Genomic DNA, 25878 nt, shown 5'->3' with positions numbered 1-25878 from the left:
CGCTAGAAGCGCGTGATGACCGACCGGGCCACCGAGCCGCCGCGCAGGGCCTCGTAGCCGGCGTCGATCCCGTCCAGGCCGATGTGGTTGGACACCAACTCGTCGAGCTTGAACCGGCCCTGCAGGTAGAGGTCCGCATACAGGGGGATGTCCACCTTCAGGTTCGTGGATCCCATGGCGACGCCGCGGATCCCCTTCTGCCGGCCCATCAGGTCGCCGAACGGCGTGATGTCGATCGTGGCCCCGGGGCGGTGGACGCCGATCAGGTAGGCCGTGCCGCCGATCCCCAGCATGGCGACGGCGTCCATGGCGGTCTGCCGCAGGCCGATGACCTCGAACGCGTGGGAGGCGCCGCCCCCGGTCAACTCCCTGACCGCCGCCACGGCGTCGGTTTGGGACGGGTCGACGGTGTCCGTGGCGCCGAAGACCCTGGCGAGCTCGAGCTTGCCCGGCTGCAGGTCCACCGCGATGATGCGCCGCGCGCCGGCCAGCGCCGCGCCCTGGACGACGTTCAGGCCCACGCCGCCGCAGCCGATGACGACGGCGGTGTCGCCCGGACGGATGCGGGCGGAGTTGATGGCGGCTCCCGCCCCCGTGACGACGCCACAGCCCAGCAGCGCGGCCCGGTCGAAAGGGATGTCCTCGCTCACGGCGACCACGGAGTTCTCGTGCACCAGCACCTGTTCGGCGAACCCGCCCACGCCGATGAACTGAGTCAGGGCCTCTCCGTCCCGGCTCAGCCGCGGGGCGGCGCCGGGGGGCCGCTCGGCCTCCTGGGGCGCGCGGCATTGGAACGGCCTTCCCGTCCGGCACCCGGTGCAGTGCCCGCAGCTGGCGATGGGCGAGGTGACCACGTGCTGGCCCGGCCGGAACCCGCTGACACCGGGCCCGCAGGCGGCGACGACGCCGGCCACCTCGTGACCCAGCACCGCCGGAAGCGGGAAGCCGACGTCGTTCGATGCGACGTGCAGGTCGCTGTGGCACAGGCCGCTGGCCCGGACGTCGATGAGGACCTCCCGGCCGATCGGCTCGGCGATCGCGATGTCGTGGATGGCGAAGGGCGCACCCACCCCGTCGATTACTGCTGCCTTCACTCCGTGCTCCTCATCTTGGGGGAACCGCCGGTCAGCGGCGGGCGTGACGTGGGCCACAAGAAAACATAGTATGACTTTTAGTACAAAAAGTATTCAAGAATCTTTTATCTGAGGAGTGCGTTATGAAGGCAGCGGTCATCAACACCCCCAACGGCCATTTCGACATCGAGGAGCTCGTGATCTCCGATCCCGTGGGTGGCGAGGTGCTGGTGGAGGTGAAGGCGGCGGGCTTGTGCCACTCGGACATGCTGGTGGCCTCCATCGACCGCGGGAGGCCGCTGCCGATGGTGGCCGGCCACGAGATGGCGGGCATCGTGGCCGCGGTCGGCCCCGACGTGCGCGGCCTATCGGTGGGCGACCACGTGGTGGGCTCCGAGGTGAGCTTCTGCGGTCATTGCGAGGAGTGCGGGCGGGGCAACACGTTCCGCTGCCTGGCGCCGGGCGAGATCGTCCGTGCCGCCGACGCCGGGCCCAAGCTGCGCCGCGGCGGCGAGACCGTCCAGGCCTTCGGCGTCGCCGGCTTCGCCGAGTACACGCTCTGCCACTCCAACAAGCTGGTGCGCATCCCGAAGGAGATCCCGTTCCCGCAGGCGGCCGTCCTCGGCTGCGCGACCACCACCGGGGTCGGCGCCGCACTGAACACGGCCAAGGTCCAGCCGGGGGACACGGTCGCGGTCGTCGGGCTCGGCGGGATCGGGCTGAACATCCTCTCCGGCGCCCGCATCGCCGGCGCGTCCACCATCATCGGCATCGACGTGCACGCCTCCAAGTTGGAGTTGGCGTCCCGCTTCGGGGCCACGCACACGGTCAATTCCGCCGGGGAGGACGCGGTGGCGCGCGTCCGCGCAATCACGGGCCGGGGCGTCCACCACTCCTTCGAGGCGATCGGGCTGGGCAAGACCCAGACCCAGGCCATCGACATGACCCGGGTGGGCGGCGGCGCCTACTTCATCGGCATTCCGCAGGGTGCGCCGTTGGAGTTGAACGTCATGACGCAGCTGATGATGTCCCAGCGCCGCATCCAGGGCGTGTACATGGGGTCCAGCGACATCCGGCGCGACATCCCGTACTACGCGGACCTCTACCTGCAGGGCCGGTTGAACCTCGACGACCTCATCGCGCGGGAAATCCGGTTGGACGACATCAACGAGGCCTACAGGCTCCAAGGGGCGGGCGGCATCGCCCGCAGCGTGATCACGGCGTTCTAGGAAATTGATCCCGCCGAGTCCTTGCCAATGTCCCGACCGGTAAATAGAATCAAGTACAGAATATATTTTCTATACGAAAATATGTAAGACGATCAGGGGCGCAGGTCCCACCGCCGAAGGAGCACAAAGTGACCGCACGCACCGGAGCAGAATACAGGGCCGGACTGGACGACTCCCGGGAAGTCTGGCTGGGCGACGAGCGCATCAACGTCGTCGAGCACCCCGCCTTCAGGGGCTCCGTCGAAGGAATGGCCGCGTACTTCGACTACCAGCACAAGTACGCCGCCGACTGCCTGATGGAGGACCCGGCCACGGGCGGGAGCATGAACGTCAGCCTCTCGCTGCCCAGGAGCGCCGAGGACATCGCCCGCCGCCACCGTGCCTTCGACCGCCTGGCCCGGTACTCCAACGGCATGCTGGGCCGCACGCCCGACTATGTGAACGTGGTCCTCGCCGGCCACGTCTCCCGCAAGGACATCTTCGACAAGTCCGGCGACCCGGTGTTCCACGAGCGGCTCGCGGCCTACCACCAGGAGGTCGTCGACAGGGACCTCGCGCTGACCCACACGATCGTCCACGCCGCCATCGACAAGAGCGTCGGCGAGCTGCAGGGCATGAACGAGGAGCTCACTCTGCGCGTCGTCGAGCGCACAGCGGAGGGTCTGATCGTCCGCGGCGCCAAGATGCTGGCGACCCTGGGCCCCATCGCCGACGAGCTGTACGTCTACCCGGCGGTTCCGATCCAGCCCGGCTTCGAGGAGTACGCGCTCTCCTTCGCGATCCCCGTCGCCACCCCCGGCGTCGTCGCCGTCTGCCGCGACCACTACGGCGTGGACGCGGAGATCGTGGACCGGCCCTTCTCCTCGCGGTTCGACGAGCAGGACGCCGTCATCATCTTCGACGACGTGCTGGTGCCGTGGGGGCGCGTATTCATCGACGGCAACCTGGACGTCTACAACTCCCTGAACTCCGGCACCGCCACCGGCAACACCCAGCAGCAGACCGCCATTCGCGCCTGCGTGAAGCTGGAGTTCGCGTACGACCTCTGCGTGCAGATGGCCAAGGTCACCGCCACGGACACCAAGGCGGACGTGGCGTCGATGCTGGGCGAGATCTACTCCTACCTGCGCATCGCGCGCGCCGTCGTCCACTCCGCCGAGGTCAACGCCTCGGACTGGGGCGGCGGGGCGTTCTTCTGCCACGACGACATCTCCGCGCTGCGCACCATGATGCCGCTGTGGATGGTCCGGGTGAACGAGATCATCAAGTCGATGGGGTCGCACAACCTGCTGGCCACGCCGACGTCGGCCGCGTTTGGCGACCCACGGCTCGGCCCGCTGCTGGAGAAGTACCTGCCCGGGGCCAACGGCATCTCCGCCCAGGAGCGCGCCCGCATCTTCCGCACCGCCTGGGACTTCGCAGGTTCCGCCCTGGGCAGCCGGATCGAACTCTACGAGCGCTTCTATCTCGGCTCCGTCGCCCGCGCCCGCGCCCTGGACCACCGCAAGGCCCAGGCCAAGGGGGAGACCGGCTCCTACCGGGCGCTCTTCGAGGAGGCCGGCATCGCGCCGGCGCCCGCGGCGCCGTTGGACACGATCGCGGCCATGCAGGCCGCCGGCGCCAGGGCGTAGGTTCCGCCATGACCACCACCACTCGGGCGACGGCGACCATCACCGACACGGTCAGCGCGCACATCGTGGGCACGGGCTTCGATGCCTTCGATGCCCGCACCATCGCGCGCGCCAAGGTCCGCATCCTGGACTCGCTGGGCAACATCGCGGCCGGCCACCGCGCGCAAGGCAACGACGCATTGCTCGCGCTGGCCTCCCGGTGGGGCGGGGCGCCGGAAGCCACGGTGCTGGTGCACGGAGTGAGGGTTCCGGCCCACACCGCCGCCATGCTGAACGCGGCCATGATGCGCTCCTACGACTTCGAGGCGATCGGCGCGGAGGGGCCCGGCCACACGCAGGCAGCCGCGCACCTCTCGGGCACCACGGTCGCCGTCGCGCTGGCCGTGGCCGAGCAGCGGGGCGCCGGGGGCAGGGACCTGCTCACGGCCCTGATCCTCGGCGACGACCTGACGGCCCGGCTGGGCATGGCGCAGGGGTTCGACGTCTACTCCGGCCAGGACAACACGGGCACCATCAACGGCCTGGGCGGTGCGGCGATCGCCGCCAAGCTCCGGGGGCTGGACGCGCCGCAGCTGCGCAACGCGCTGGGCATCGTGGAAAACCAGTTGGCCGGGACGGTCGCCAACATCTTCGACCAGACGCTGGCCTTCAAGTTGCCCATGGCCTTCGCGGCCCGCAACGCGATCGTCTCCGCGGAGCTGGCGGAGCTCGGGTTCACCGGACCGATCGACGCGATCGGAGGGAAGTTCGGCTTCCTGGACGTCTTCGGCACCAACCCCAAGCCGGAGGGCATCACCGCGGACCTGGGGGAGGCCTTCTACGGCGACTGCGTCATCAAGCCGTGGTCCGCCTGCCGCGCCAGCCACCCCTCGCTGGACGCCTGCGTGCGGTTGGTGACGGCGAACGACGTCGTTCTGGACGAGATCGAGGAGGTCCGCATCCACGTCACGCCGCGGACGCTGGCCGGGTTCGTGGGCCAGGAGTTCGAGGTCGGCGACTGCCCCGAGGTTTCGGGCGCGTTCAGCATCCGCTTCACCGCCGCGACGGCGCTGATGTACAAGACGGTGCGTCCGGAGCACCTGAACGTGGAGCACATGGGCGACCCACGCCTGCGCGGGCTGCTGGACAGGATCACGCTGGTGGACTCCCTGGAGCCCACCGAGTACCTCACCGCCGAAGTTGAGCTGTTCATGCGCGACGGGACACGGTTGCACACCCGCGTCGACTCGCCCCTGGGCGACATCCACGCGAACCCGCTGAGCGAGGAGGCCATCAGCGAGAAGTATTACGCGAACGTCGAGTTCGGCGGCCGCGTCAGCCGCGCCAACGCCGAGCGCGCAGCCGACACCATCCGCGATCTCGAGTCCCTCGAGAACATCTCGACCCTGGTCGAGCTCTTCACCCCCGCGAACAACTAACCGTCCCGCGGCGCCCGCCGCATCTCCCCAGGAGGCAACCATGAGCAGCACCCACACCACACCGGTCACCGCCCTCGACCCGATGGTCTTCCGCAACGTCGTCGGCCACTTCGCCAGCGGCGTCACGGTCATCACCACCAACGTCGACGGCGAGCTGTTCGGCACCACGGCCTCGGCCGTCTCCTCGCTGTCCATGGAGCCTCCGATGATGCTGGCGTGCCTCAACCGCTCCAGCTCCACGCACGACGCCGTGGTCAAGGCCGGCTACTTCGGCATCAACATCCTGGCCGAGGAGCAGGGGGACCTGGCCATGAAGTTCGGCCGCAAGGGAGCCGACAAGTTCGACGGCGTCTCGGTCACCGTCAGCGGGCACGGCGGGGTGCCGATGCTCGACGGCGCCCTGGCGCAGATCGTCTGCCGGGTAGAGGAGACCCCCACCGGCGGCACGCACACCGTGTTCTTCGGCCTGGTGCAGGAGGCCTCGGCCCGCGAGGGCGCAGAGCCGCTGGCCTACTACCGCGGAACGTTCGGCCGCCTGGAGCGGGTCAAGGAACTCGCGGCGTACGACGCCGTCCGCGACTGGGTCCTCCACCGCCGCACGCCGCTCGGCGAGGCGCTCGAGCCCGAGGCCATCGCCGGCGAGGTCCGCTCGGACGCCAACAACGTGCACAACGCCTTGGTGAAGCTCTCGGCCGAGGCCCTCGTGACCCGCGGCGACGACGGCAGGTTCACGCCCACCCCGATCACCGAGGAACTCATCCGCTCCGTCTACGAGGGCCGCGCGACCATCGAGCTCGGCGTGTTGGCCAGCCACTTCGACAAGCTGACCGACGCCGACGTCGAGGAGCTCTCCGCCATGGGCGAGCAGCTGGGCCGGCTCCGCGAGCGCGGTGCCGACGCGCTGGACGAGTTCCTGAGGCTCAACGCCAAGTTCCACAACCGCCTGGTCTCCGTGGCCGGATCGGTCCAGCTCACCGACGCCTACCGCCGCCTCGGCATCGGCACCGTCTGGCGCCAGGCGCTGGCCGGCAAGGACTGGGCCCGCCTGATGGACCACAGCCACGTGGTCGCTCTGACCGAGGCGCTCCGCGCCCGGGACGCCGCCAGCGCCGCCAAGGCCATCCGCGAGCACACGGACTTCGGGAAGGCCCTGGCCCGCGAAGTCATCGCCGGCAACGGCGGCGCGGTCTAGGCGCCCGGACACAGGGATCGGAGGAAACATGTCATGCACCTATCGCGCCGCCCTGCCCGTGGGTGCGCTGGCGGCGGCCGTTGCGCTCGCGCTCACCGGTTGCGGGGGCGGCGGCTCCGCCGCCCCCGCCGAGGGCAAGCAGCAGCTGAAGGTCGTCGTCGCGCCTATCCAGTTCGAGGCCGCCCACATCGCGCAGCAGGAGGGCTTCTTCGAGGACGAGGGGCTGGAGGTGGAGATCGTGCCGGGTGCCGATCCCGCAGCCAACATGGCCATGGCCGTGAGCGGGGAGGCCGACCTGGTCACCGCCTCCTGGGGAGTGATGACCACGTCGATCGCGTCCGGGGTTCCCGTCAAGGCGGTCGCCGGCAACGGCATCGTCTCGCCCACCGGAGACAACTCCGGCGTGATGGTGCGGCCGGACAGCGATATCGACGGCGTGCGCGGGCTGGCCGGGAAAACCGTGGGCATGGTGTCCATCAACTCGGGCGGCGACATTCCCATGTTGCAGGCCATGATCGCCGAGGGCGGCGACCCGTCGGCCATCACCCAGGTCAACGTCCCGTACGCCGGGATGCAGGCCGCCCTGGAGCAGGGAACCGTGGACGCGGTGTTCCCCGCGGACAACTTCTACCACCAGATGGTCGAGGCCGGATACAAGGTGGTTTCCAACCCCATCCGCGAATACCAGGCCTATTCCTCGGGAACGCTGTGGGCGGCCACGGACCAGTGGCTGCAGGCAAACCCGGAGACCGCGGAAAAATTTTCCGCCGCCTTGGGAGAGGCAATCTCCTACTATTCGGATCCCGAAAACGTCGAGTCTGTCCGCGCCATCACGGCCGAGGTCAAGTCGGTCGATGTGGCGGCCGTGAACCCGAAGACCTACGCGACACTCGATCCGGCCTTCTACGTGGAGGCCGGACAGAAGCTGGTCGACGCCTACGAGGAGCTCGGACTGGTCAAGGACCCCAAAACCGCCGAGGAGATGATTTGGGAGGGGGCGGCTCGCGCCACACCGTAGCCATGCACACCATCATCACGCGCGAGGGCCTGGACCCGCGGAACGCGCCCGGCAAACCCCCACTTCCACCGCTGCTCCACGAGGTGCGGGACCTTGACGGCCTCATCCTGGAGAAGGACGTCGCGGTGGTCCTCCGCGACGGCGTCCGCATCTACCTGGACATCTACAGGCCTTCCCTCGCGGCCACGGACCTCCCCGTCCTCTTGGCGTGGGGTCCCTACGGGAAGCACAACACCAAGGCGCACCTGTGGCCGGGGGCGGGCCTGGAAGACGGCTGGATCTCCAAGCACACGGGCTTCGAGGCCCCCGACCCCGCCTACTGGTGCGCCCACGGCTATGCGGTGGCCTACGCGGACCCCCGCGGCATGTGGAACTGCGAGGGGGAGGGGCGGCACAACGGCCCGCAGGAGGCCGAGGACGTCCACGACGCCATCGAATGGCTCGGCGGGGCCGGCTGGAGCAGCGGGAAGGTCGGCATGCTGGGCGTGTCCTACCTCGCGGGCATCCAATACGTCGCCGCGGCGATGCGTCCGCCCTCGCTTGCCGCCATCAGCCCGTGGGAGTGCTTCTCCGACTGGTACCGCGAGTTCGCCTTCCACGGGGGTATCCCGGAAACCGGGTTCATACCCCGCGCGTCCCAAAACATGGGCTATTCGCGCACCCACACCGAGGACACGCACGCCAACGTGCTGGCCAACCCGCTGATGTCCGACTACTACCGGGACAAGTACCCGCCGCTGGAGGACATCGAGGTCCCCGCCTATGTCGTCGCCAGCTGGAGCGACCACGGCCTGCACTCGCGGGGAACGCTGGAGGCCTTCGACAGGATGGCCAGCCCCCAGAAGTGGCTCGAGGTCCACGGGCAAAAGAAATGGCGGCACTTCTACAGCCCCGAAAGCATCGAGAGGCAGCGAACCTTCTTCGACCACTTCCTTCTGGGCGAAGTCCCAGGACCGGACGCCTGGCCGACCGTGCGGATGGAAATCCGCGACACCGCCACCGAGCACACCGAGCGGACGGACATTGCGTGGCCCGTGCCGGAGGACACCGCGGTCAGGCTGCACATCGACGTGGACAGCGGGACCCTGCGCGGCGAGGCGTCCGATGCTGAGGGCACCGTGGAGATCGACGCCGTCTCCGGCCGCTTCGATGCCAAGTACGTCTTCACCGAGGACCGCGACGTCGTCGGCCCCATGCGCCTGCACCTCTGGCTCGAGGCGGATACGGCCGACGACGCGGACGTGTTCGTCGCCGTCCGCAAGTTCGACGCCAGCGGCAAGGAGATCCGCTACCCGCTCAACGCCCTGTTCGACGACGGCCCCGTGGCCCTTGGGTGGCTGCGCGCCAGCCACCGGGCGCTGGACCCGTCGGCGTCGACCGAACTGCGCCCGGTGCATCCGCACGACGTGGAGGAGCCGCTGCGGCGCGGGACACCCGTGGCGCTCGACATCGAGATCTGGCCGTCCGGGACCCGGTTCCACGCGGGCGAAGAGCTTGTGTTGGCCATCCTCGGCCACGACTTCGTGGATCGGCCGGAGGATCCGGCGGCACCGATCATCAGGCACCAGAATCTCCGCAACCACGGCATCTGGCGGCTCCACTCGGGCGGCGGGTACAACTCGTACCTCAGCCTCCCCATGGTCACCACCGGAACGCAGGCATTGGCGTAGGGGACGATCCTCGGCGTGCCGGTTCAGTCCTGCTCAACCGGGTTGGCGGCAATGTCGATCTCCAGCTGGCGGCGGGTCTCCCGCAGCGCGGCGACCAGGCCGGCGTCGAAGACCTTGCGGAAGCGGGTGGCCGGCGTGGAGACGCTGAGGGCGCCGACCACCTGCCCGCGACGGTTGTGCAGGGCCATCCCGAGGGCGCTGACGCCTTCCTCCGTTCCCTCGAAATTCGCGGCGAAACCGTGGCTGCGGATGGACTCGAGCTCGCGGAGGAAGGCGGGGTAGTCCTGCGCGTCGATCGCGTCCCCGCCAATCTCGGCGTCGCCGCTGCGGAAAAGCTGGTCGGTGACCGACGGGTCGAGCTCGGCGAGCATGGCCTTGCCGCCCGAGACCCTGTGCGCGGGCATCACCGTCCCCTGCCGGTCGCCCACCCGCAACACGTTGTTTCCCTCCACCGTGGCGAGGAAGCGGACCTTTGTCCCGACCCGCACCATCAGGTTCACGGTTTCGTTGAGGTGCGCGGAGAGCATCTCCATGTGCGGTTCGGCGAGCGTGCGCAGCCGGCGGGACCAGGCGATCCCGGCGGGACCGACCCCCATCGCCGGACCGGGCACGTAGTGGCGGGTCTCGTCTTGGATGGCGAATCCCCGGTAGACCAGCATGGCCAGCAGGCGGTGGGCGGTGGACCTGGCCACGCCGAGCTCTTCGGCGGCGTCCGTGAGCCTCAGGGCGCCGCCGTCGCGGAGAAGTTGGAGGAGGCGCAGCGCGTTGTCGACGGCCTCGATGGAGTATGCGGGACGCTTCTGCACGGGCCTGCGGCCGGGTGCCGGTTCGCGCCCCGGCGGGGGAGGGTTCTGCACAACAGAATTGTATTGGCGTTCACTTGGGACGGCGATCACAGTAGTTGAATGCGTCACACTTCTTCCGCTGCAGCGCCGCAACGGCCCGGGCCCGTCACCGCCGGCTCCGAGCCGCACTTCACCAGGGCCTCGGCACTCGCCGTGCTGGTCTGCTGGTTGTTGGTGGTCTTCGACGGCTACGACCTGATCGTCTACGGGACCGTCCAGTCGGCCCTGATCTCGGAGACCGGCTGGGGCCTGACGAAGGCCACGGCGGGGACCGTCGGGTCCATGGCCTTCGTCGGCATGATGATCGGCGCGATCCTCGCCGGCAGGATGGCCGACTCGTGGGGCCGCCGCCGCACGATCCTGGGCTGCGCCGTGGTCTTCTCCGTCTTCACGGTGCTCTGCGCCTTCGCTCCGAACGCACCCGTCTTCGGCCTCCTGCGGCTCTTGGCGGGCATCGGGCTGGGCGGGCTGGTGCCCTCCGCGAATGCCCTGGTCGCGGAACTTGTCCCCACCAAATGGCGCTCGACCATCGCCACGCTGATGATGTCCGGCGTCCCGATCGGCGGATCCCTCGCCGCGCTGGTCGGCATCGGGCTGATTCCCGCGTTCGGCTGGCAGTCCATGTTCCTGGTCTCCATCATCGCCCTCGTGGTCGTGGTCCCGCTGGGACTGAAATACCTGCCGGAGACGCTTACCCCGCTCACCGCGTCCGGCAAGGCCGCGGGGAAAGCCGCCAGCAAGGGAAGCGGCACGGGAGAGCCCGTCGGATTCTCCTCGCTGCTGCGCGCCCCCTACCTGGGCGTCAGCGTCCTGTTCGCGCTGGCGACCATCGCCACCCTGTTCGCCTGGTACGGGCTGGGCACCTGGCTGCCCAACCTGATGCAGCTGGCGGGCTACAACCTCGGGTCCGCCCTCACGTTTGCGCTGGCCCTGAACCTGGGCGCCGTGGCCGGCTCGGTCATCACCGCCTGGGCCGGGACCCGGTTCGGGCCGATGCCGACGGCCGTCGCGGCGGCCGCCGTTGCCGCCGCCGCGCTCGTTGTCCTCGTGGCGGGACCGCCGGTCGGGGTCGTCTACTTCATGCTGGTCCTCGCGGGCGTCGGCACCCACGGCACGCAGTGCCTCATCATCGCCGCCGTCGCCAGCCACTACCCGGGGCACCTGCGCGGGACCGCGCTGGGCTGGGCCCTGGGGACGGGCCGCATCGGCGCCGTCGCGGCACCGCAGGTGGGTGGCCTCCTGCTGGCCGCCGGGCTGGGAGTGAACTCCAACTTCCTGGCCTTCGCGGGCGCCGCGGCCATCGCGGCGGTCCTGCTGGTCGCGGCCGGCCTCAAGCTCCGGTCCAAGCTGACGGTTCCCCCTCCGGCCACCGCGGCCTGAGCCGGCGCTAGGCCGGCGGGCTGTCCGTCGTCGACCGGCGCGCGGTCCCGCGATCGAGCGCGAGGTGCCCGCCCAGGAAGCCGGCCCCGGCGGCGACCGCGTTGCCCGCGAGGCCGAGCGCCGTGCCGAGCGCGTCGTTGCCCCGCCGCCGCGCGATCAGCGAGCCAAGGAACAGGAAGACGGCGGTGTCCGTGCCCAGGGCATGCACGGCGCCGATCCGCCGCTCCTCGCCCGCCATGCCCGCCCAGTCGCTGGTTCCAGCCAGCGCCGTCGGCCCCGCGGCCACCAGTCCCGCGCCGACCAGCAGCGCGGCTCCGCGTCGCGACTCCGGGCCTCCGGCGAGGTCGAGGATCGACGCGCTGGTCCAGCAGCCCAGCGTCAGGTCGGTCAGCAGCGGATGGAGCGAATGCCCTAGGACTCCGGTGTGGAAGAGGCTGCGCCGCGCCCAGCCGATCACGGGGCCGTAGAGGGTTTCCTGGGTGACGGCGACGCGCTCCGAGAGGGGGCTCTGGCCGACGGCCTTGATGACGCGCTGGGGGAGTGGCAACGTGCTCACGCCCACAAGGTACGCCGGTGGGCCGGCCGAGAAAAGGCATCCTGTCCGCGGACCTGCGGGGAGCCCGCGTCGACATGCAACGGCATGAGGGGTTGAATGGGCTAGGCCCGTGCCGCGGCCAGTGCGCCGCGCGACGGACACTCCAGACCATCCACACCCAAGGAGCGATCATGGAAAACCAGATTTCAAGCGACGAGCAGACGACGGGCGACGAGCAGGCATCCAACGACGAGACCCTTCCCACCCCCGATCCCGGCGTTGGGCTGTCGGACTCGGACACGCGCGTCTCGCCGGAATGGTCCGGGGGCCACGAGCTGAAGAAGCCGCCCGCGGAGAGTGTCGACCCGGAGGACGTCCCCGATTTGGCCGAGGACGAAAAGAGCCCGGCGGAGCCCGAGAACAGCTAGGCGCACCGCCCGATCGCCGGCGGTTCCTAGGTACGCTTGTTGCGGTCCAGGACGCCGGCAATCACGGCGCCGAAACGGCCCGAGAGGTCATGTCCGACGCCGGCGGGGTGCGCGGCCGTGGTCCGGAAACCTCTCTTCGCGTACCAGGCCCTGCCCGATTTGGCCTGGCCGATGGCGTTGAAGCCTTCGTCGGAATTCGCCGCGGTGTCCGCGGCGCCCGTGAACCAATGCATGGCGAAGGCGGCGGCCTGGGCCTTCGGGAACGCCTTGGCCTTCCGATAGGGGGCGCTTCCTCCCCCGAGCAGGACGGCCCCGCCGCCGCGGGCGATGGCCGAAGGGTACCGGGGAAGGTAGGACTCGGTGAGGAACTCGGCGCCGCCCGAGTAGCCCGCGAGCCAGACCTCTTCAGCCTTCGGGTGCTTGGCCTGCAGGCGCCGCTTGACCGCGTCGAAGTACGCGGCGTTCGTTGCTCCGTCCTCCCACCAGGTGGCGACCCCCTTCCGGTCGGGCGTCCGCACGGCCACGGTGATGTAGCCACGGGCCTTGGCTTGGGCCACGATGCCGTTGCGGCCGCCCAGGGCATACGCGCTCGTGGGGTGGCCGAACGCCCACTGGCCGTCGCCGTCCAGATAAAAAAGGATGCCCCTCGGGTCCCGTAGGCCCGAGGAATACACGCGGTAGTGGGACGTGGTCCCGGCCGAACTGTGGCTCAGTAGGGTACCGTCGCCAGCCGCCGAGGCGCCGGGTGCGCTGCCCAAGTGCATCCCCTGCAACGCAATGGAGAGCGCGAGCGCGAGCGCGAACCCGGCCGTGGTGCGGACTGCTCCCATGGTGTTTTCCCCCGGGTTGCGCGAAAGACGGGGGGAGAGAGACATTCGTCCCACGTGCCACCCGTCTAGGCGGTAATCCCACCTGTCACAAAACTAGACAGAAAGCCCACCTCGCACAAGGCATACGACAGCTGTCCCGTCGGCTCGGCGTCACCTGGGGGGGGCCGACCTCCGAGGCTCTGTCCCACGTCAGGCACATCCGCCGCCAAGTACTCTTCGACCGATTGAGCGGGCACCCGGTAGGATCGCCCGAAACGCACGGCGGGCAACCCGCCGCCTTGCACCAGTCGATGCACGGTCATCCTCGATACGCGCAACGCGGCGGCCGGCGCAGGCGCCTATCCGTAGACACCTCACCCCGCGCCCCTTAGGGTGTTGTTCAGGCTATGTCCACCACCTTTGGGGAGGTTTGGCGCAGCCTTGGGCCGACCGGTTGGGGAATTGGGGCGGTCCCGGGTGAAGCGTCGTGCGCGCATGAAAAGTCTTGGGGATGACATTGGGGAAACAAGCAGTTCGGCTTTCGTGGGGAGAACCGACGAGCTGGCCACCATCGTGGCCGCCCTGTCCGACGCGGGCATGGGGGGCGCCATCGTCGTCGGTCCCCACGGGGCCGGCAAGTCCCACCTGATCCGCGAGGTCTTGGAACGCCTCAACGAGGCGGAGACCCCGTCCTACCGCGTTGTTACCGTCCGTGGCGGCGCTGTGGCATCGCAGTACGACTATGGTGCGCTGGCCTTCCTCGCCAGCGGGCTCGACGCGTCGCTCGGCGGGAATGCCGCGGGCCTGCGTCGCGCCTTGCGCGCCGCGCTCTTGGGTGGAACGGGCGATTCGCCCACTCTGCTTGTGGTCGACGACGCGACGAAGCTCGACGCAGCCACCGCCGAACTGATCCAGGGGATGGTCGGACGCGGCGAGGCGAAGCTGCTGGCGACGTCGCGGGACATGGACAACATCGGATTCCTGCGGCTCTGGACGGAGGGCCGGATCAGGCGCATCGACCTTCCGCCGCTTGCCCGCCGCGAGTCGGACCTGCACCTTGAGAGGGTGCTCGGCGGTCCGGCGTCGGGACCGGTGAAGCGAGCCCTGGAAGCCGGCGCGAGGGGCAACCCCCTGCTGCTCCGGCAGCTTGCCGAGCGGCAAGTCGCCGCAAGGACCGTGGTCGAGCGTGCGGGTGCGTGGATCAAGGTACGCCCCCTCGTCCAGCTGGAGGCTGGCGGTGCCTTGGAGATCCTGCTCCAGGGCGTGGAACCGGGGACGCGCGACCTGCTCGACATCCTGGCCGCCTGCGGTGAGCTGCCGCTGGAGATCCTCGACCGGCTGGCCACCGCCGATGATGCCGACCATCTGCTGCGGAACCCACTCGTCGAGACCCTGCCCGGCACGCCACCGCGGGTCCGGGTTCGGGACAGGGCGCTGGATGCGTTCATTCGAGCGAACCTTCCGCGGGGGCGCAGCCGCGTGCTGTTCGAGAGGGCCCTCGCCGCAATCGGCGAGCCGAGGCTCCCCGACGAGTCCCTGCTCGGGATCGCGCGCTGGGCCATCGGTTGCGGGGGACGGCTGGACGCGGCATCCAGCGTGCGAGCGGCGCGCCTGGCCAACGAGGAACACGAGTCCGAGCTTGCCCACCTGCTCGCCGTGTCGGTCGACGACCGGGGCGTGCGGCCTCAACTCATTCTGGAAGAGGCGCGCGCACTGCTGGACATGGGCCGCGACGTGGAGGCAGCCGAAGCCATGGCGCGGCACGAGACAGCCGAACGTGACGCCGACGCCCTCGAACACCGGATCGGCGTGGGCATCCTGAACGCCACGCTGCGGCGGTCGGAACCAAACGGGGTGGCCGAGGCGGCCATGGTCGCCGTCCGGCGGCTTGTGGAAGGGCAGGATCCACTGCCCGCCGACGTTCCGGGCGACGAGGCGGCCATGGCTCGCCTGAGGGACAAGGTCCTTCTGGCGGAATTGGATCTCCTATCTTGGCGCGGACGCTACGGTGACCTTGCCGTGAACGCCAGAAGAGCGTTCGAGGCCCTCCACACCGGCGGAGTGACGCGTCTGGCGGCGGGCGCGCATCTGGCGGAGGCGTTGATCCTGACCGGCAGTCTCGAGGCAGGGCAGGCCCTGTTCGCGCAGCTGGAGGAACTGCTGGGGGACCCCGGCGTCCCGTCCCGGATCCGACACCTGGTGCGGGAGGCGGCGCTGAGGGCAGATTTCCTGTCCGGCGAATTGGGCCGGTGCGCCGGGATCCTGGCGGCGCGCGATCCGGACAGCGGCGGAGGCGCCGACCATCCGCTCGACGACGTTATGCAGGGATTGATCCTGACAATGGCGAACCGCACCGACGACGCCGTCCCACACCTGCATGCGACCCTGCAGCAGCTGAAGCACTCGGATGCCGGTTCCCTTCTCGACGTCGCCGCGGGGGGCCACGCACTGGCGTCCGGCCTCAAAGGGGCGGGCGCGGCCCCCGCGCCGGAGTGGCGCCCCACGGATGTCCCGGCCGCACGGTGGGACGCGCGCTGGATGGCGTCGCTCTTCGCCGTGCTGTCCTCCACGCTCGCGGAGGACCGCCGGGATTCCGTTCCGGCACTGATGCGGCTTGCCGACGATGCCTTGGAGCGCCACGCGATATTTCCAGCCCTGCTCGCGCTGTCCGCCGCGGCTGCCACGGGGGACCACACGTCGGTTCTGCGGCTCAAGACGCAGGCCGAGTCGACGCCGGGAGGCCTCGCGGCGGCGTGCCGGGAATTCTGCGCCGGCATTCTCGACGGGGACGCGCGCGCACTCCTGCGTGCCGGCGAGCTGGCCGCGGCCTGCGGCAACCAGTTGCTCTGCCACACTGCCGCCAAGTATGCCGGCGCGGTCGCCGCACAGGAGTCGGACGCCGCGAAGGGACGCGCGGCCCGGAGGCTGGAGCATGCCAGCCGACGACGCCCCCGCGCCGTGCGGAACGAGACGGCTCCAACAACGGAGATCAGCGACTTCGAACTCAGGCTTGTGGCCGCCGTGGCGGACGGACTGTCCAGCGCCGCCATCGGCCGGGAACTGCACCTTTCGCGGCGCACGATCGATTGGCACCTGGGGCGACTGTTCAGGAAGCTGCACGTCTCCGGCCGCAGGGAGCTCGCGGAACTGTTTCCGGGCAGTGCATCCGATCTGTCGGGTGCCGGATAGTGGAGGCATTCGGCGAGAACGGCCCCGACGCCAGGAGCGGGGTGCTGCAGCGGCTGTCCGGCGTTTTCCAGAGTGGAGACGTGGGCAGCGCCATGGTGCTGGGGGAGAGCGGCATCGGAAAGACGGCACTCGTTCGGCCGCTGCTCCTGGGCCTGTCCGGTGGACTCCACGCAGTCCAGATCAGCGGCACCGCTGGTCTCTCCGCCGTGGCGTACGGGGTCTTTGAACAGGGAATCCCCGGCTTCCCCTCGGGTCAATCCCCGCATCCGGGGACGGCCATGCGGGCCCTTCGCGCGGGACTGGCCGCAGCCGCCGGACCGGTCCCGGCCCTGCTGGTGGTGGACAACGCCGAACTGCTCGACGAGCACAGCGCGTCCCTTGTCTCGCAGCTGATCGCCAGCCGGACCCAGCGGGTCCTCATTCTTGGGCTTCCGTCTCCCGCCATGCCGCGCGAGTTCACCCGGCTGGCCGACGAGGGCCAACTGCTGTCCCTGACCCTGGAGAGGCTGGGGCCGAGGGAGGCTCACGCCGTCTGCGAGCAGGTCTTGGGCGGCCCGGTCCTTCGCAGCACGGGGGCCTACTACTCGGTCCTGTCCGGGGGCCTGCCGATCATGCTGCTGGCGTTGCTTTCATTGGGCAGGCGCCAGGGAACCCTGATGGAGCGGCGCGGCACGTGGATTCAGGTGGCGCCGCTCAGGGAGCCCGATCTCCGGTTCGTGGACCTGGTGAACGGGCGGCTCTCCCAGCTCTCGGCAAGCGACATGGACGTCCTGAACCTCGTCGCGCTGGGCGAGCCATTGGGGTTGGCCGAGCTGCTGGGGCTCACGGAGCAGCCCTCCGTCGACAAGCTGACCGGCATGCGCCTGATTCGGATCTCCGACGACTTCACCGTGACCTCCGCCAATCCGGCGTATGCCGGGGTGCTCCGCGGCAGGGCGCCGGTGGGTCGAAGCGGCAGCCTGCGCGCCAGATTGGGCCGGGCCCGGAGGAACCGGGCGCAGTCCGGGCAGGCATCCGCACGTGCCGTGGGGTGGGCAATGCCGATGGGAGAGCCGTGCGGCGCACCCCAGTTGCTTGCGGCCGCGCGAACCGCAAACCGCGACTTCGCGCCGGCGTCGGCCTTCCAGTACGCCAGTCTGGTCCCGGACCCGGGGCTCGCCGCGGCGGCTTCCGTCCAGATGGCGCGCGCGGACTATCACGCCGGAAAGCGCGCGGCCGCACGGGCCCGCCTGCGTGGAGTCATGGAAACGGCGGCCGATCCCGAGGTCCTCGAATCGGCCGCGCTGCTGCAGGCGTCGATGTGTCTGCAGGAGGGCGGCACGGCCGGCCGGCTGGCCGCAGTCGCCCGCCGCTGGAAGCGTGCGGCGGGCCGAGCGACCGGGGCGGAGTCCATCGCGGTGCCCCCCGGTTGGCAGGTGCTGGACTGGGCCGTGGCGGCATCCGGTGGCCGTTGGAAGGACGCGGAAGCCGGCTTGCGGACCATGGTGGCCCGCGAAACGGATGGTAGACCCCAACACACCCCAACGGTTCTGGCGGTGGCGGTGGCTCTTCTCTCCGCCATCGCCGGCGCCACGGGCCGCGTACCCGCGTCACTACACGCGAGCGCCGAGTCGCTTGACCTGCTGGGCGACGTCGCGGACGTCCCCGCGGAAATCGCGGGGTTCGTGCTTCTGCAGCGGCTGGAAGCCTTGGTGGGCGCGGGGCATTGGGGCGACGTCGAACTGGAAATCGAGGGTTTGCTCGAACGGGCCCCACAGACCGCCATCCACCTCGGCGGCGTCATCGCGTGGGCGGAGGGGCAAAGCCAAATGGGCCGCGGGCTGCACCGCCATGCACTGGCCAAGCTGGCCGGAGCCGTGGCCGCGTTGGAGGTTAACGACTTTTATGGGCTCCTGCCGCAGGCGACCGCCGCGGCGGCGTTCGCGGCGGCGCTCGTTGGAGACTCCGAGGCGGCGACCCGCCACGCCGCGGCGTGGTCCGCGATGCCCCCGACGTTGTACCGGGCCGCGGGGGCACTGGGACAGGCCCATGTCTTGGCCAGCCATGCGCTACTGGGGGACAGGGACAGCCACCACCGGCTGCAAGACCTCGCGGCGACCTGCCAGGAGGCGGGCCTGATCGGCATCGCGCTGCGCGTCCACATGACCTCCCTGGCCAGCGGTGGCCAACCGGATCCCGTGCGGCTCGGGGAGTGCGCCCGTGCCGGGGAATGGCCGCACTCCGACCTGCTGCACGCGTATGTCCAGGCGCTCGCCGAACGGTCCGCCACCGCACTCCTGCGGGTCGGGATGGATGCCAGCGACGCCGATCTGACCGCGTTGGCTCGGCAGGCTTGGTTGGCGGCGAGGAAGGCGGCCGTTTCCCGCTCCGCGACCACCCTGCACAAGCGCATCAACGGCGCCCTGGGCACACTGGAGGCCCGCGATGCGCCGTCGCCGGCGCGGACCGACATCGTGGAGACCGCCGCCGGGCAACTGACCCGCCGGGAAACCTCCGTTGCGCGACTGGCGGCCTCGCGGCGCAGCAACTCGGAGATCGCCGCCTTGCTCTCGTTGTCCGTCCGGACGGTGGAGGGCCACATGTATAGGATCTTCGACAAGCTGGGCATCCGTCGCCGCGAGGAACTCGTGCAGCTGCTGTTCCCGCGCCCGGACTAGGCGAAGGAGCCGGCGCCGCAGGTTGGGGGGGGTGCGACGCCGACTCCGTTCAGGGGGCCCCGCGGCACAGGAGGATCCCTGCGGCGCATCGGGCCACGACAGAAGACTATGGAGCTGCCCGCCGAAAGGTACGAGTATCGGATACTGGAAGACCGACAGCCCGGGCACAGGTGGTCACAGGTACGACACAGACTTCCGGGTTTCCGGGCGGGTAGGATCGTCCCGGTAAGACACGGAATTCGCAGGATTTTTTGGGCACAAGCGGGGAGCTTTAGATCAAAAGTGGCCAGGAATCGCGGGGCAACCACCACGGTGGCCCGATGGGAAGCACGTTGACGGAGGGGCGGCCCGACGCCGCCCGCGAACTTTACGAGTCTCGGCAGCGGCTCCTCGCCGGGCTGTGGCAGCCGGTGGGTCCGCCATGGCACGAGCTGTCGCCGGAGGTCCGGGAGCGTTGGGGCAGGCACTCGGACGAGGCGGCCCGGCGCGAGACCCGGCCGCCGCACCGTGACGGCGGCTCGGACTCGTAGGGACCTGCCTGGTCTCGGGACCTACCTGGCTTGCCCCCGCTTGCGCACGGCAGCGAACACGAGGCCGCCCAGGAGAGCGAGCCCTCCTCCGGCGAGTGCGGCGAGGCCCCAGCCGCCGGTTGTGCGCGTGGACGCCTGTCCGGTGCCCGTCGTCTCCCGCTCGGCGGGCGCACCGGACGAAGGATGCGGCGACGGCGGATCGAACAACGCGTCGCGCACGCCCATCACGAACCGATCTCCCGGCGCCGCGGTCCTCAGGTAGCGCGTGACGGTGCCCAGGTCGGTGGAGATACACCCCCAGGTCTCCTCGAATCCGGCGTGCAGGAAGATCGCGTGGGACGCGCCGGCCACGGGCTGCATGTCGGGAAGCCGGTTGTAGTTGATCACGGCCGCCTGCTCGTAGAGCCCGGACCGCATGAACCGCCACAGGTCCTCGTCCGGCCACGCTCCGTTGCCTTCGAAGTATTGGTTGAAGTTCTCGCCCGCGTTCGCGCCCCAGTACGAGTCGCGCCGAAGTGTGTTGTACGCCAGCCCGGTCCCCGGGTCCTCGCGCCCGAAGGCCTCCGTCACGGTGAAGGACCCGGTGGGGCTCATCAACGAGTCCACCTCGATCAAGCCGGGACGGCCGAAGCCGGCCGATCCGGCGAAAGCCGCGCTGTCCCACTCCTGCGCGTAGCCGCCATCGTCCGTCCTGACGCATGACGTCAGCACAACCTCCGTCTGGCGATACGCGTCCGCCACAGCGAAGGTCACGCGCTGTTCCCCCGCGGTCGGGTACTTCAGCCGGCCCTGGGCAAGCCACTCGCAGGGACCTTCGGACTGCCCGACGGCGGCAGAATGGACCGGACGCGCCATGGCAGTCGCGCCCGTCGTACCAAGGGCGCCCACGATGAGGCCCGCGGCGAGTGCCGCGGCCACACCGATTCTCGTCAAGCCAGAATCGCTTCCCACAGCATCCCCATTCCCCCGGTCGGGAGACGACGTCCCGTCGCCCCGCCCCGCCTCCGGTGACAGGCGCCGGGGCGCGTGAGCGTCGTGCGCCGCCCGGACGGAGCCAGTGTAGCGCGCGCTGGGCGCCGTTCCGTCCCCTCGGTCCCACTACGGGCGGACCGCACGTATCTCCGCGCCGACCTGCCCGTACCGGTTACTCAGTCCATGGGAGCCGCATCCGCGTAGCGTCGCAGGTGGACGTTGGCGTCCGGCTTGGGGCCGAAACGACGCGGAATCGCAGTACAAGGGGGAAGTCCGAGTGCATCTGGATCGAGACAGCGGTACACGTGTGCCCGACGGGGGGCGGGGAGCCGTGCGGACCGAGCAAGTGCCGGCCTGGGCCCCCGAGATTGCCGTCCTGACGGGCGGACCGGCGTGGGAGCCGCGGACGCTGATGGACATCCTGCGCCAGACCATCGCCGCGTACCCCGCGGCCCCCGCCCTCGAGGACGACCACGGGTGCCTGACCTACGGGCAGCTGGGGGAGCGCATCGACGCCTTCGCGCGGGAACTTTGGGCCGTGGGCATCGGCGCAGGCGACCGCGTGGGGGTCAGGGTGCCGTCCGGGTCGGTCGAATTGTACGTAGCCATCCTCGGAGTCTTGGCCAGCGGGGCGGCTTACGTCCCGGTGGACGCGGAAGAACCGGACGACCGGGCCGAAACGGTGTGGAGCGAGGCCGGCGTCTGCGCCGTCGTCGGGGCGCGCCTGGGAATCTCCGTGGTCAAGGGCGTCCGTATGCTCGGGAACAGTCCGCAGGCGCATCCCAACGACGACGCCTGGATCATCTTCACTTCCGGCTCCACCGGAAAGCCCAAGGGCGTGGCCATCAGCCACCGCTCCGCCGCCGCATGGGCGGACGCCGAAAGCGAGCTCTTCTGCGCCTCGGCCCCGCTGGGGCCGGGGGACCGGGTGCTGGCCGGCCTGTCCGTGGCCTTCGACGCCTCCTGCGAGGAAATGTGGCTGGCCTGGCGCAGCGGCGCCTGCCTGGTTCCGGCACCGCGTTCCGTGGTACGTTCCGGCGAGGACCTGGGGCCTTGGTTGTCGCAGCGGCGCATCACCGTGGTTTCCACCGTCCCCACCCTCGCGGCCCTGTGGCCCGCGGAAGCCCTGGAGCGCGTCCGCCTGCTCATCTTCGGCGGCGAGTCCTGCCCGAACGAACTGATCCTCCGATTGGCCGGCCCCACCCGCGAGGTGTGGAACACGTATGGGCCGACCGAGGCCACGGTCATCGCCTGCGGCGCGCAGCTGGACGGAGTGGGTCCGGTCCGGATCGGGCTGGCGCTGCAGGGCTACGAGCTTGCGGTCGTCGACGCGTCGGGGTCCCCGGTGCGCTGGGGCGAGGAGGGCGAACTCATCATCGGCGGCGTCGGGCTGGGCCGCTACCTCGATCCGGCGAAGGACGCCGAGAAGTACGCGGCCATGCCCGGCCTCGGCTGGGACCGCGCATACCGCAGCGGAGACCTTGTCCTCGCGGATCGCGAGGGGCTGATCTTCGTTGGCCGCGCCGACGAGCAGGTAAAGCTCGCGGGCCGCCGCGTGGAGCTGGGCGAGATCGACGAGGCCCTCTGCACGATCGATGGTGTGGCAACGGCGGCGGCGGCGGTCCAGACGAGTGCCAGCGGAAACAAGGTGCTGGCCGGCTACCTGGTGCCGGAGCCCGGCGCCACGCTGGATCTGGGCGCCGCCCGGCGCTGGCTGGAGACCAAGCTGCCCCGGCAGTTGGTGCCCGCCCTGGGCGTGGTGGAGGAACTTCCCGTCAAGGTCTCCGGAAAAGTGGACCGCAAGGCCCTGCCGTGGCCGATGCCCGCCGGCGTCGAGGACCAGTCCGGCGTCGGTGCCCTCCACGGCGAGGCGGAATGGTTGGCCAACCAGTGGATCTCCCTGTTGGGGCCGCTGCCCTTGACCGAAGACAGCGACTTCTTCGCCGTGGGCGGCGCCAGCATGGCCGCCGCGCAACTCGTGTCCGCCCTCCGCGTGCGCTTCCCGGAGGTCTCCATAGCGGACGTCTATGCCCACCCGATCCTGGGCCAGATGGCGCGGCACCTTGAAGGCCTCGGGGCCGACGGCGCCAAGGAGCGGGCCGTCCAGCCCACCCCGTGGTGGACCGCGCTGGTCCAGGCGCCCGTCATCGGCATGCTGTACGGCATCACCGGTCTGCGCTACGTCACGGGGATCCTCGTGGTGTGCCTTGTGCTGTACCATGTGGCCGGCGAGCCGTGGGTCCCCAACCCGCCATTGCTGGCCACACTCGGGGCGTGGGTTGTGCTCTACAGCCTCCCGTTCCGCATGCTGGCCGCGGTTCTCGCCGTCAGGGCACTGATGTTCCGTGTCGGCCCGGGGCTCTACGCGCGGGGAGGTTCCACGCACCTTCGGCTGTGGACCGCCGAGCGGATACTGACCTACGGGAAGCTCGAGCCCATCATGGGAACGCCGCTCGGCCCCGTCTTCGCGCGCGCACTGGGCTGCAAGGTCGGCAAGGACGTCCATCTGGACGCCCTGCCGCCGGTCACTGGCCTCGCCACGTTCGACGACGGCGCAACCATCGAGCACGAGGCGGATCTTGCGGGCCACTGGCTGGATGGCGACGTGTTGCACATCGGCTCCCTTCGGATCGGCGCGCAGGCGCGCGTTGGCGCGCGGTCCACCCTGTTGGGAGGGGCCGACGTCGGAGCCGGCGCCGAAATCGCCCCGGGAAGCTCCGTGGATGCCGCGGTGCCCGCGGGCGAGCTGTGGGAAGGCTCCCAAATCGAGTACATCGGACCGGCCGGACTGGACTGGCCCGAGCAGGCACACCACGCTCCGCTCGGACGCGGTCGTGGCCTCCTCTACGTCCTTTCGCTCGGGGGGCTGACGCTCCTGCCGATCCTCAGCGTGATTCCGGCCGCGCTGCTGATGCTGGTGGCCCTGCGCGGAGTCGTAACGCTTGAGGCCGCGCTCTGGACCCTGGTTCCCTGGAGCCCGGTGTTCATTGTGGTCACCCTCGCGGTGTACCTGGCCGCGACCGCCGGTCTCGTCCGCCTCCTCGGGAGGGCGATGACCCCGGGATTCCACCCGTTGAACGGAACAGCCGCCTGGGCGACCTGGCTGACGCAGGCGCTGATGAGCAAGTCGCTTGTCTCCACCTATCCGATCTACGCCAGCCTTCTCACGCCGGCCTGGATGCGGGCGCTGGGAGCGAAAGTCGGGCGCCACGTGGAGGTCTCGACGGTCGAGACCCTTCCGCACCTGACCAGCTTTGCCGACCGTTCGTTTATGGCCGACCACTCGCGGGCATCGGCCCAGCGGGCGCGCGCAGGCTGGTTGCACCTCGGCCACGCCAGCGTCGGGGAAAAGTCCTTCCTGGGCAACTCCGCCATCATGGGACCGGATCGTCACGTCCCGGACAACTCGTTGATCGCCGTGCTCTCCTCGGTGCCGGCGGAGATGCCCGACGCGTCGAACTGGTTCGGCCGCCCGCCCGTGGAACTCCCGCGCCCGATGGACAACACCGATTCCGCGCGCACGTACAACCCACCCCGGAAACTGGTGCTGGCGCGGGCCGCGGTGGAGGCGTGCCGGATCATGCCCGCCGTCATTGTCGCCTGGATGGCGCTGGCCACGGTGGCCGTCCTGAACGCCGTCTACGAAGCGGACGGATTCCTTGCCGTCGTCCATTGGTCGGGGCCGGTGATGCTTCTGGCCTCCATCGCGGCGGCGTTCGTCGCGCTGGCCGCCAAGTGGGCGCTCGTGGGCCGGTTCACCGCGGAGGAGCATCCGCTATGGAGCTCCTTCGTCTGGCGCAACGAACTGGCGGACGTTTTCTCCGAATCGCTGGCGGTGCCGGGGCTGGTCCGCATGAGCGTCGGCACGCCGATGATCAACGTGTGGATGCGGTGCATGGGAGCGAGGATGGGCCACGGCGTGTGGTGCGAGACCTGGTGGCTGCCCGAGTTCGATCTGGTCAGCATCGGCGAGAACGTCAGCATCAACCGGGGCACGGTCCTGCAGACCCACCTGTTCCACGACCGCATCATGCGGCTCGACGGCGTGCGGATGGAGGCGGGATCCACGCTCGGGCCCAACAGCATCGCATTGCCCGGCAGCACCATCGGATCCCAGGCCGTGGTCGGCGCGGCGTCCCTGGTGATGCGATCGGAAAACGTCCCCGCGGGCAGCAGCTGGGCGGGAAACCCGATCCGCAGCTGGACCCCCGTCCGGACACGGAAGCAGCAGCGCTACATGGAAAGGGCCGAAGCCACTGCCGCGGAGCGCGCGGAGTCCGCCAACGCGGAGGCCGACCACCGAAACCAGGGCCTATGGAGCCTGGAGAAATGAGGGCACCGATGGGCACCACCGCACACCAGACCGCCATCGAGGACGCGTCGCCGACTTTCGGCCGCGTGCTCACCGCCATGGTGACACCGTTCACCGCCGACGGCGAGCTCGACCAGGCAGGGGCCGTCCGGCTGGCCGGCTGGCTGACCCGCGACGGCCACAACGACGGCATCGTCGTCAACGGCACGACCGGCGAATCGATCTCGACCACGGATTGGGAAAAGGCGTCGATGATCGTCGCGGCCAAGAAGGCCCTCCACGGCACGGACCGCAAGGTCCTGGCCGGCGTCGGGGCCGCGGATACCCGGCACAGCGTCCTCCTCGCGAAGAACGCCGCCGAGCAGGGCGCCGACGGGCTGCTGCTCGTGGCGCCGTATTACTCGAGGCCCTCCCAGCGAGGCCTGCTGCACCACTTCCTGACGGTCGCCGACAGCACCCGACTGCCCGTGATGCTCTACGACATCCCGAAGCGCACCGGCGTCGCCATCGCGCCGGAGACGCTGGCCGAGGCGGCCAAACATCCCCGGATCATCGCCGTGAAGGACGCCAAGGGGGATCTGGAGGAAGCCTCGTGGGTCATGAGGCACACGGATCTGCAGTACTACTCCGGTGACGACGCCCTGAACCTGCCGATGCTCTCCATCGGCGCCACGGGCTTCGTCTCAGTCGTGGGGCACCTGGTGGCAGACCGACTCCGTCTCCTGGCGGAGCACTATGCCGCCGGCCGCGTGGACCTGGCCCTGGCCGTGCACCGGGAACTCCTGCCCATCTATTCGGGCATGTTCCGTGCCCCGGCGGCGGCATCCGTGAAGGCGGCGCTCGCCCACCTCGGCCAGCCCTCCGGGCCGCTTCGTTCGCCGCTGATCGCGTTGGAACGCTCCGAGTTCCGGGCGCTCCTGGAGGACCTCGCCGCGTTGGACATAACGAGCCGGCGGGCGGCATGAGCCCCGTCAATTTCAAGGAACGGAC

General features: G+C 70.0%; 18 protein-coding genes and 1 pseudogene. 13 read left to right on the top strand and 6 right to left on the bottom strand.

Features of this window, described 5'->3' with window-relative positions; translation table 11 throughout:
- Positions 1-2 precede the first annotated feature (2 nt).
- Positions 3-1094 (bottom strand): Zn-dependent alcohol dehydrogenase, encoded by a 1092-nt coding sequence (locus AC3ZJJ_RS13680; RefSeq protein WP_489892364.1) that lies wholly within the window; start codon positions 1092-1094, stop codon positions 3-5.
- 122 nt (positions 1095-1216) lie between these two features.
- Between AC3ZJJ_RS13680 and AC3ZJJ_RS13675 the strand changes: the two genes are divergently transcribed.
- The 6 genes from AC3ZJJ_RS13675 (at position 1217) to AC3ZJJ_RS13650 (ending at position 9231) form a co-directional block, all read left to right on the top strand.
- On the top strand, positions 1217-2302 hold the full coding sequence (locus AC3ZJJ_RS13675; RefSeq protein ID WP_489892363.1) for a zinc-binding dehydrogenase: 1086 nt from the start codon (positions 1217-1219) through the stop codon (positions 2300-2302).
- 128 nt (positions 2303-2430) lie between these two features.
- A complete protein-coding gene (locus AC3ZJJ_RS13670) occupies positions 2431-3933 on the top strand; it encodes a 4-hydroxyphenylacetate 3-hydroxylase N-terminal domain-containing protein (RefSeq protein ID WP_489892362.1) in 1503 nt (500 codons plus the stop codon).
- 8 nt (positions 3934-3941) lie between these two features.
- Positions 3942-5351: an MmgE/PrpD family protein gene (locus AC3ZJJ_RS13665; RefSeq protein WP_489892361.1), complete on the top strand. Its 1410-nt coding sequence runs from the start codon at positions 3942-3944 to the stop codon at positions 5349-5351.
- 40 nt (positions 5352-5391) lie between these two features.
- Positions 5392-6543 (top strand): flavin reductase, encoded by a 1152-nt coding sequence (locus AC3ZJJ_RS13660; RefSeq protein WP_489892360.1) that lies wholly within the window; start codon positions 5392-5394, stop codon positions 6541-6543.
- A 28-nt stretch (positions 6544-6571) separates the two neighbouring features.
- Positions 6572-7561 (top strand): ABC transporter substrate-binding protein, encoded by a 990-nt coding sequence (locus AC3ZJJ_RS13655; protein WP_489892359.1) that lies wholly within the window; start codon positions 6572-6574, stop codon positions 7559-7561.
- Between the two features lie 2 nt (positions 7562-7563).
- The gene (locus tag AC3ZJJ_RS13650) at positions 7564-9231 is read left to right on the top strand and encodes a CocE/NonD family hydrolase (protein WP_489892358.1); all 1668 of its coding nucleotides are present in this window, start codon (positions 7564-7566) and stop codon (positions 9229-9231) included.
- Positions 9232-9254: 23 nt separating this feature from the next.
- Here AC3ZJJ_RS13650 and AC3ZJJ_RS13645 read toward each other — a convergent pair whose 3' ends face one another.
- Complete coding sequence (locus tag AC3ZJJ_RS13645; protein ID WP_489892357.1) at positions 9255-10088, bottom strand: IclR family transcriptional regulator; 834 nt, start codon at positions 10086-10088, stop codon at positions 9255-9257.
- A gap of 48 nt (positions 10089-10136) precedes the next feature.
- On the opposite strand from AC3ZJJ_RS13645, the gene AC3ZJJ_RS13640 reads away from it, so the two are divergent.
- Positions 10137-11456, top strand: coding sequence for an MFS transporter (locus AC3ZJJ_RS13640; RefSeq protein WP_489892356.1), 1320 nt, complete (start codon positions 10137-10139; stop codon positions 11454-11456).
- A 7-nt stretch (positions 11457-11463) separates the two neighbouring features.
- Here the strand turns inward: AC3ZJJ_RS13640 and AC3ZJJ_RS13635 are convergent, their stop codons facing one another.
- Complete coding sequence (locus AC3ZJJ_RS13635) at positions 11464-12012, bottom strand: DUF2231 domain-containing protein (protein WP_489892355.1); 549 nt, start codon at positions 12010-12012, stop codon at positions 11464-11466.
- 170 nt (positions 12013-12182) lie between these two features.
- Here AC3ZJJ_RS13635 and AC3ZJJ_RS13630 point away from each other — a divergent pair, with 170 nt between their 5' ends.
- The gene (locus AC3ZJJ_RS13630) at positions 12183-12419 is read left to right on the top strand and encodes a hypothetical protein (protein ID WP_489892354.1); all 237 of its coding nucleotides are present in this window, start codon (positions 12183-12185) and stop codon (positions 12417-12419) included.
- A 26-nt stretch (positions 12420-12445) separates the two neighbouring features.
- Here AC3ZJJ_RS13630 and AC3ZJJ_RS13625 read toward each other — a convergent pair whose 3' ends face one another.
- Both AC3ZJJ_RS13625 and AC3ZJJ_RS13620 read right to left on the bottom strand, forming a co-directional pair.
- Positions 12446-13249 carry a hypothetical protein gene (locus AC3ZJJ_RS13625; RefSeq protein WP_489892353.1) on the bottom strand — a complete coding sequence of 268 codons (804 nt, stop codon included), beginning with the start codon at positions 13247-13249 and terminating at the stop codon, positions 12446-12448.
- Between the two features lie 188 nt (positions 13250-13437).
- A pseudogene (locus tag AC3ZJJ_RS13620) lies at positions 13438-13566 on the bottom strand (excisionase family DNA-binding protein); the annotation flags it as partial.
- 205 nt (positions 13567-13771) lie between these two features.
- Between AC3ZJJ_RS13620 and AC3ZJJ_RS13615 the strand changes: the two are divergent.
- The 3 genes from AC3ZJJ_RS13615 (at position 13772) to AC3ZJJ_RS13605 (ending at position 19604) form a co-directional block, all read left to right on the top strand.
- Positions 13772-16417: a helix-turn-helix transcriptional regulator gene (locus AC3ZJJ_RS13615; RefSeq protein WP_489892352.1), complete on the top strand. Its 2646-nt coding sequence runs from the start codon at positions 13772-13774 to the stop codon at positions 16415-16417.
- Positions 16417-19074, top strand: coding sequence for a helix-turn-helix transcriptional regulator (locus AC3ZJJ_RS13610; RefSeq protein WP_489892351.1), 2658 nt, complete (start codon positions 16417-16419; stop codon positions 19072-19074). Before AC3ZJJ_RS13615 ends, AC3ZJJ_RS13610 begins: the two co-directional genes overlap by 1 nt.
- A gap of 320 nt (positions 19075-19394) precedes the next feature.
- Positions 19395-19604: a hypothetical protein gene (locus AC3ZJJ_RS13605; protein ID WP_489892350.1), complete on the top strand. Its 210-nt coding sequence runs from the start codon at positions 19395-19397 to the stop codon at positions 19602-19604.
- Between the two features lie 21 nt (positions 19605-19625).
- Here AC3ZJJ_RS13605 and AC3ZJJ_RS13600 read toward each other — a convergent pair whose 3' ends face one another.
- Complete coding sequence (locus AC3ZJJ_RS13600; protein ID WP_489892349.1) at positions 19626-20537, bottom strand: hypothetical protein; 912 nt, start codon at positions 20535-20537, stop codon at positions 19626-19628.
- Between the two features lie 370 nt (positions 20538-20907).
- Between AC3ZJJ_RS13600 and AC3ZJJ_RS13595 the strand changes: the two genes are divergently transcribed.
- The gene (locus tag AC3ZJJ_RS13595) at positions 20908-24909 is read left to right on the top strand and encodes a Pls/PosA family non-ribosomal peptide synthetase (protein ID WP_489892348.1); all 4002 of its coding nucleotides are present in this window, start codon (positions 20908-20910) and stop codon (positions 24907-24909) included.
- An 8-nt stretch (positions 24910-24917) separates the two neighbouring features.
- Positions 24918-25853 (top strand): 4-hydroxy-tetrahydrodipicolinate synthase, encoded by a 936-nt coding sequence (dapA, locus tag AC3ZJJ_RS13590; RefSeq protein WP_489892347.1) that lies wholly within the window; start codon positions 24918-24920, stop codon positions 25851-25853.
- The last annotated feature ends 25 nt before the right edge of the window (positions 25854-25878 follow it).

This window comes from Arthrobacter sp. AOP29-A2-19 (genome assembly GCF_058138025.1).
The sequence above is the reverse complement of the archived record's forward strand: the minus strand, read 5'-3'. Positions and strand labels throughout refer to the sequence as shown.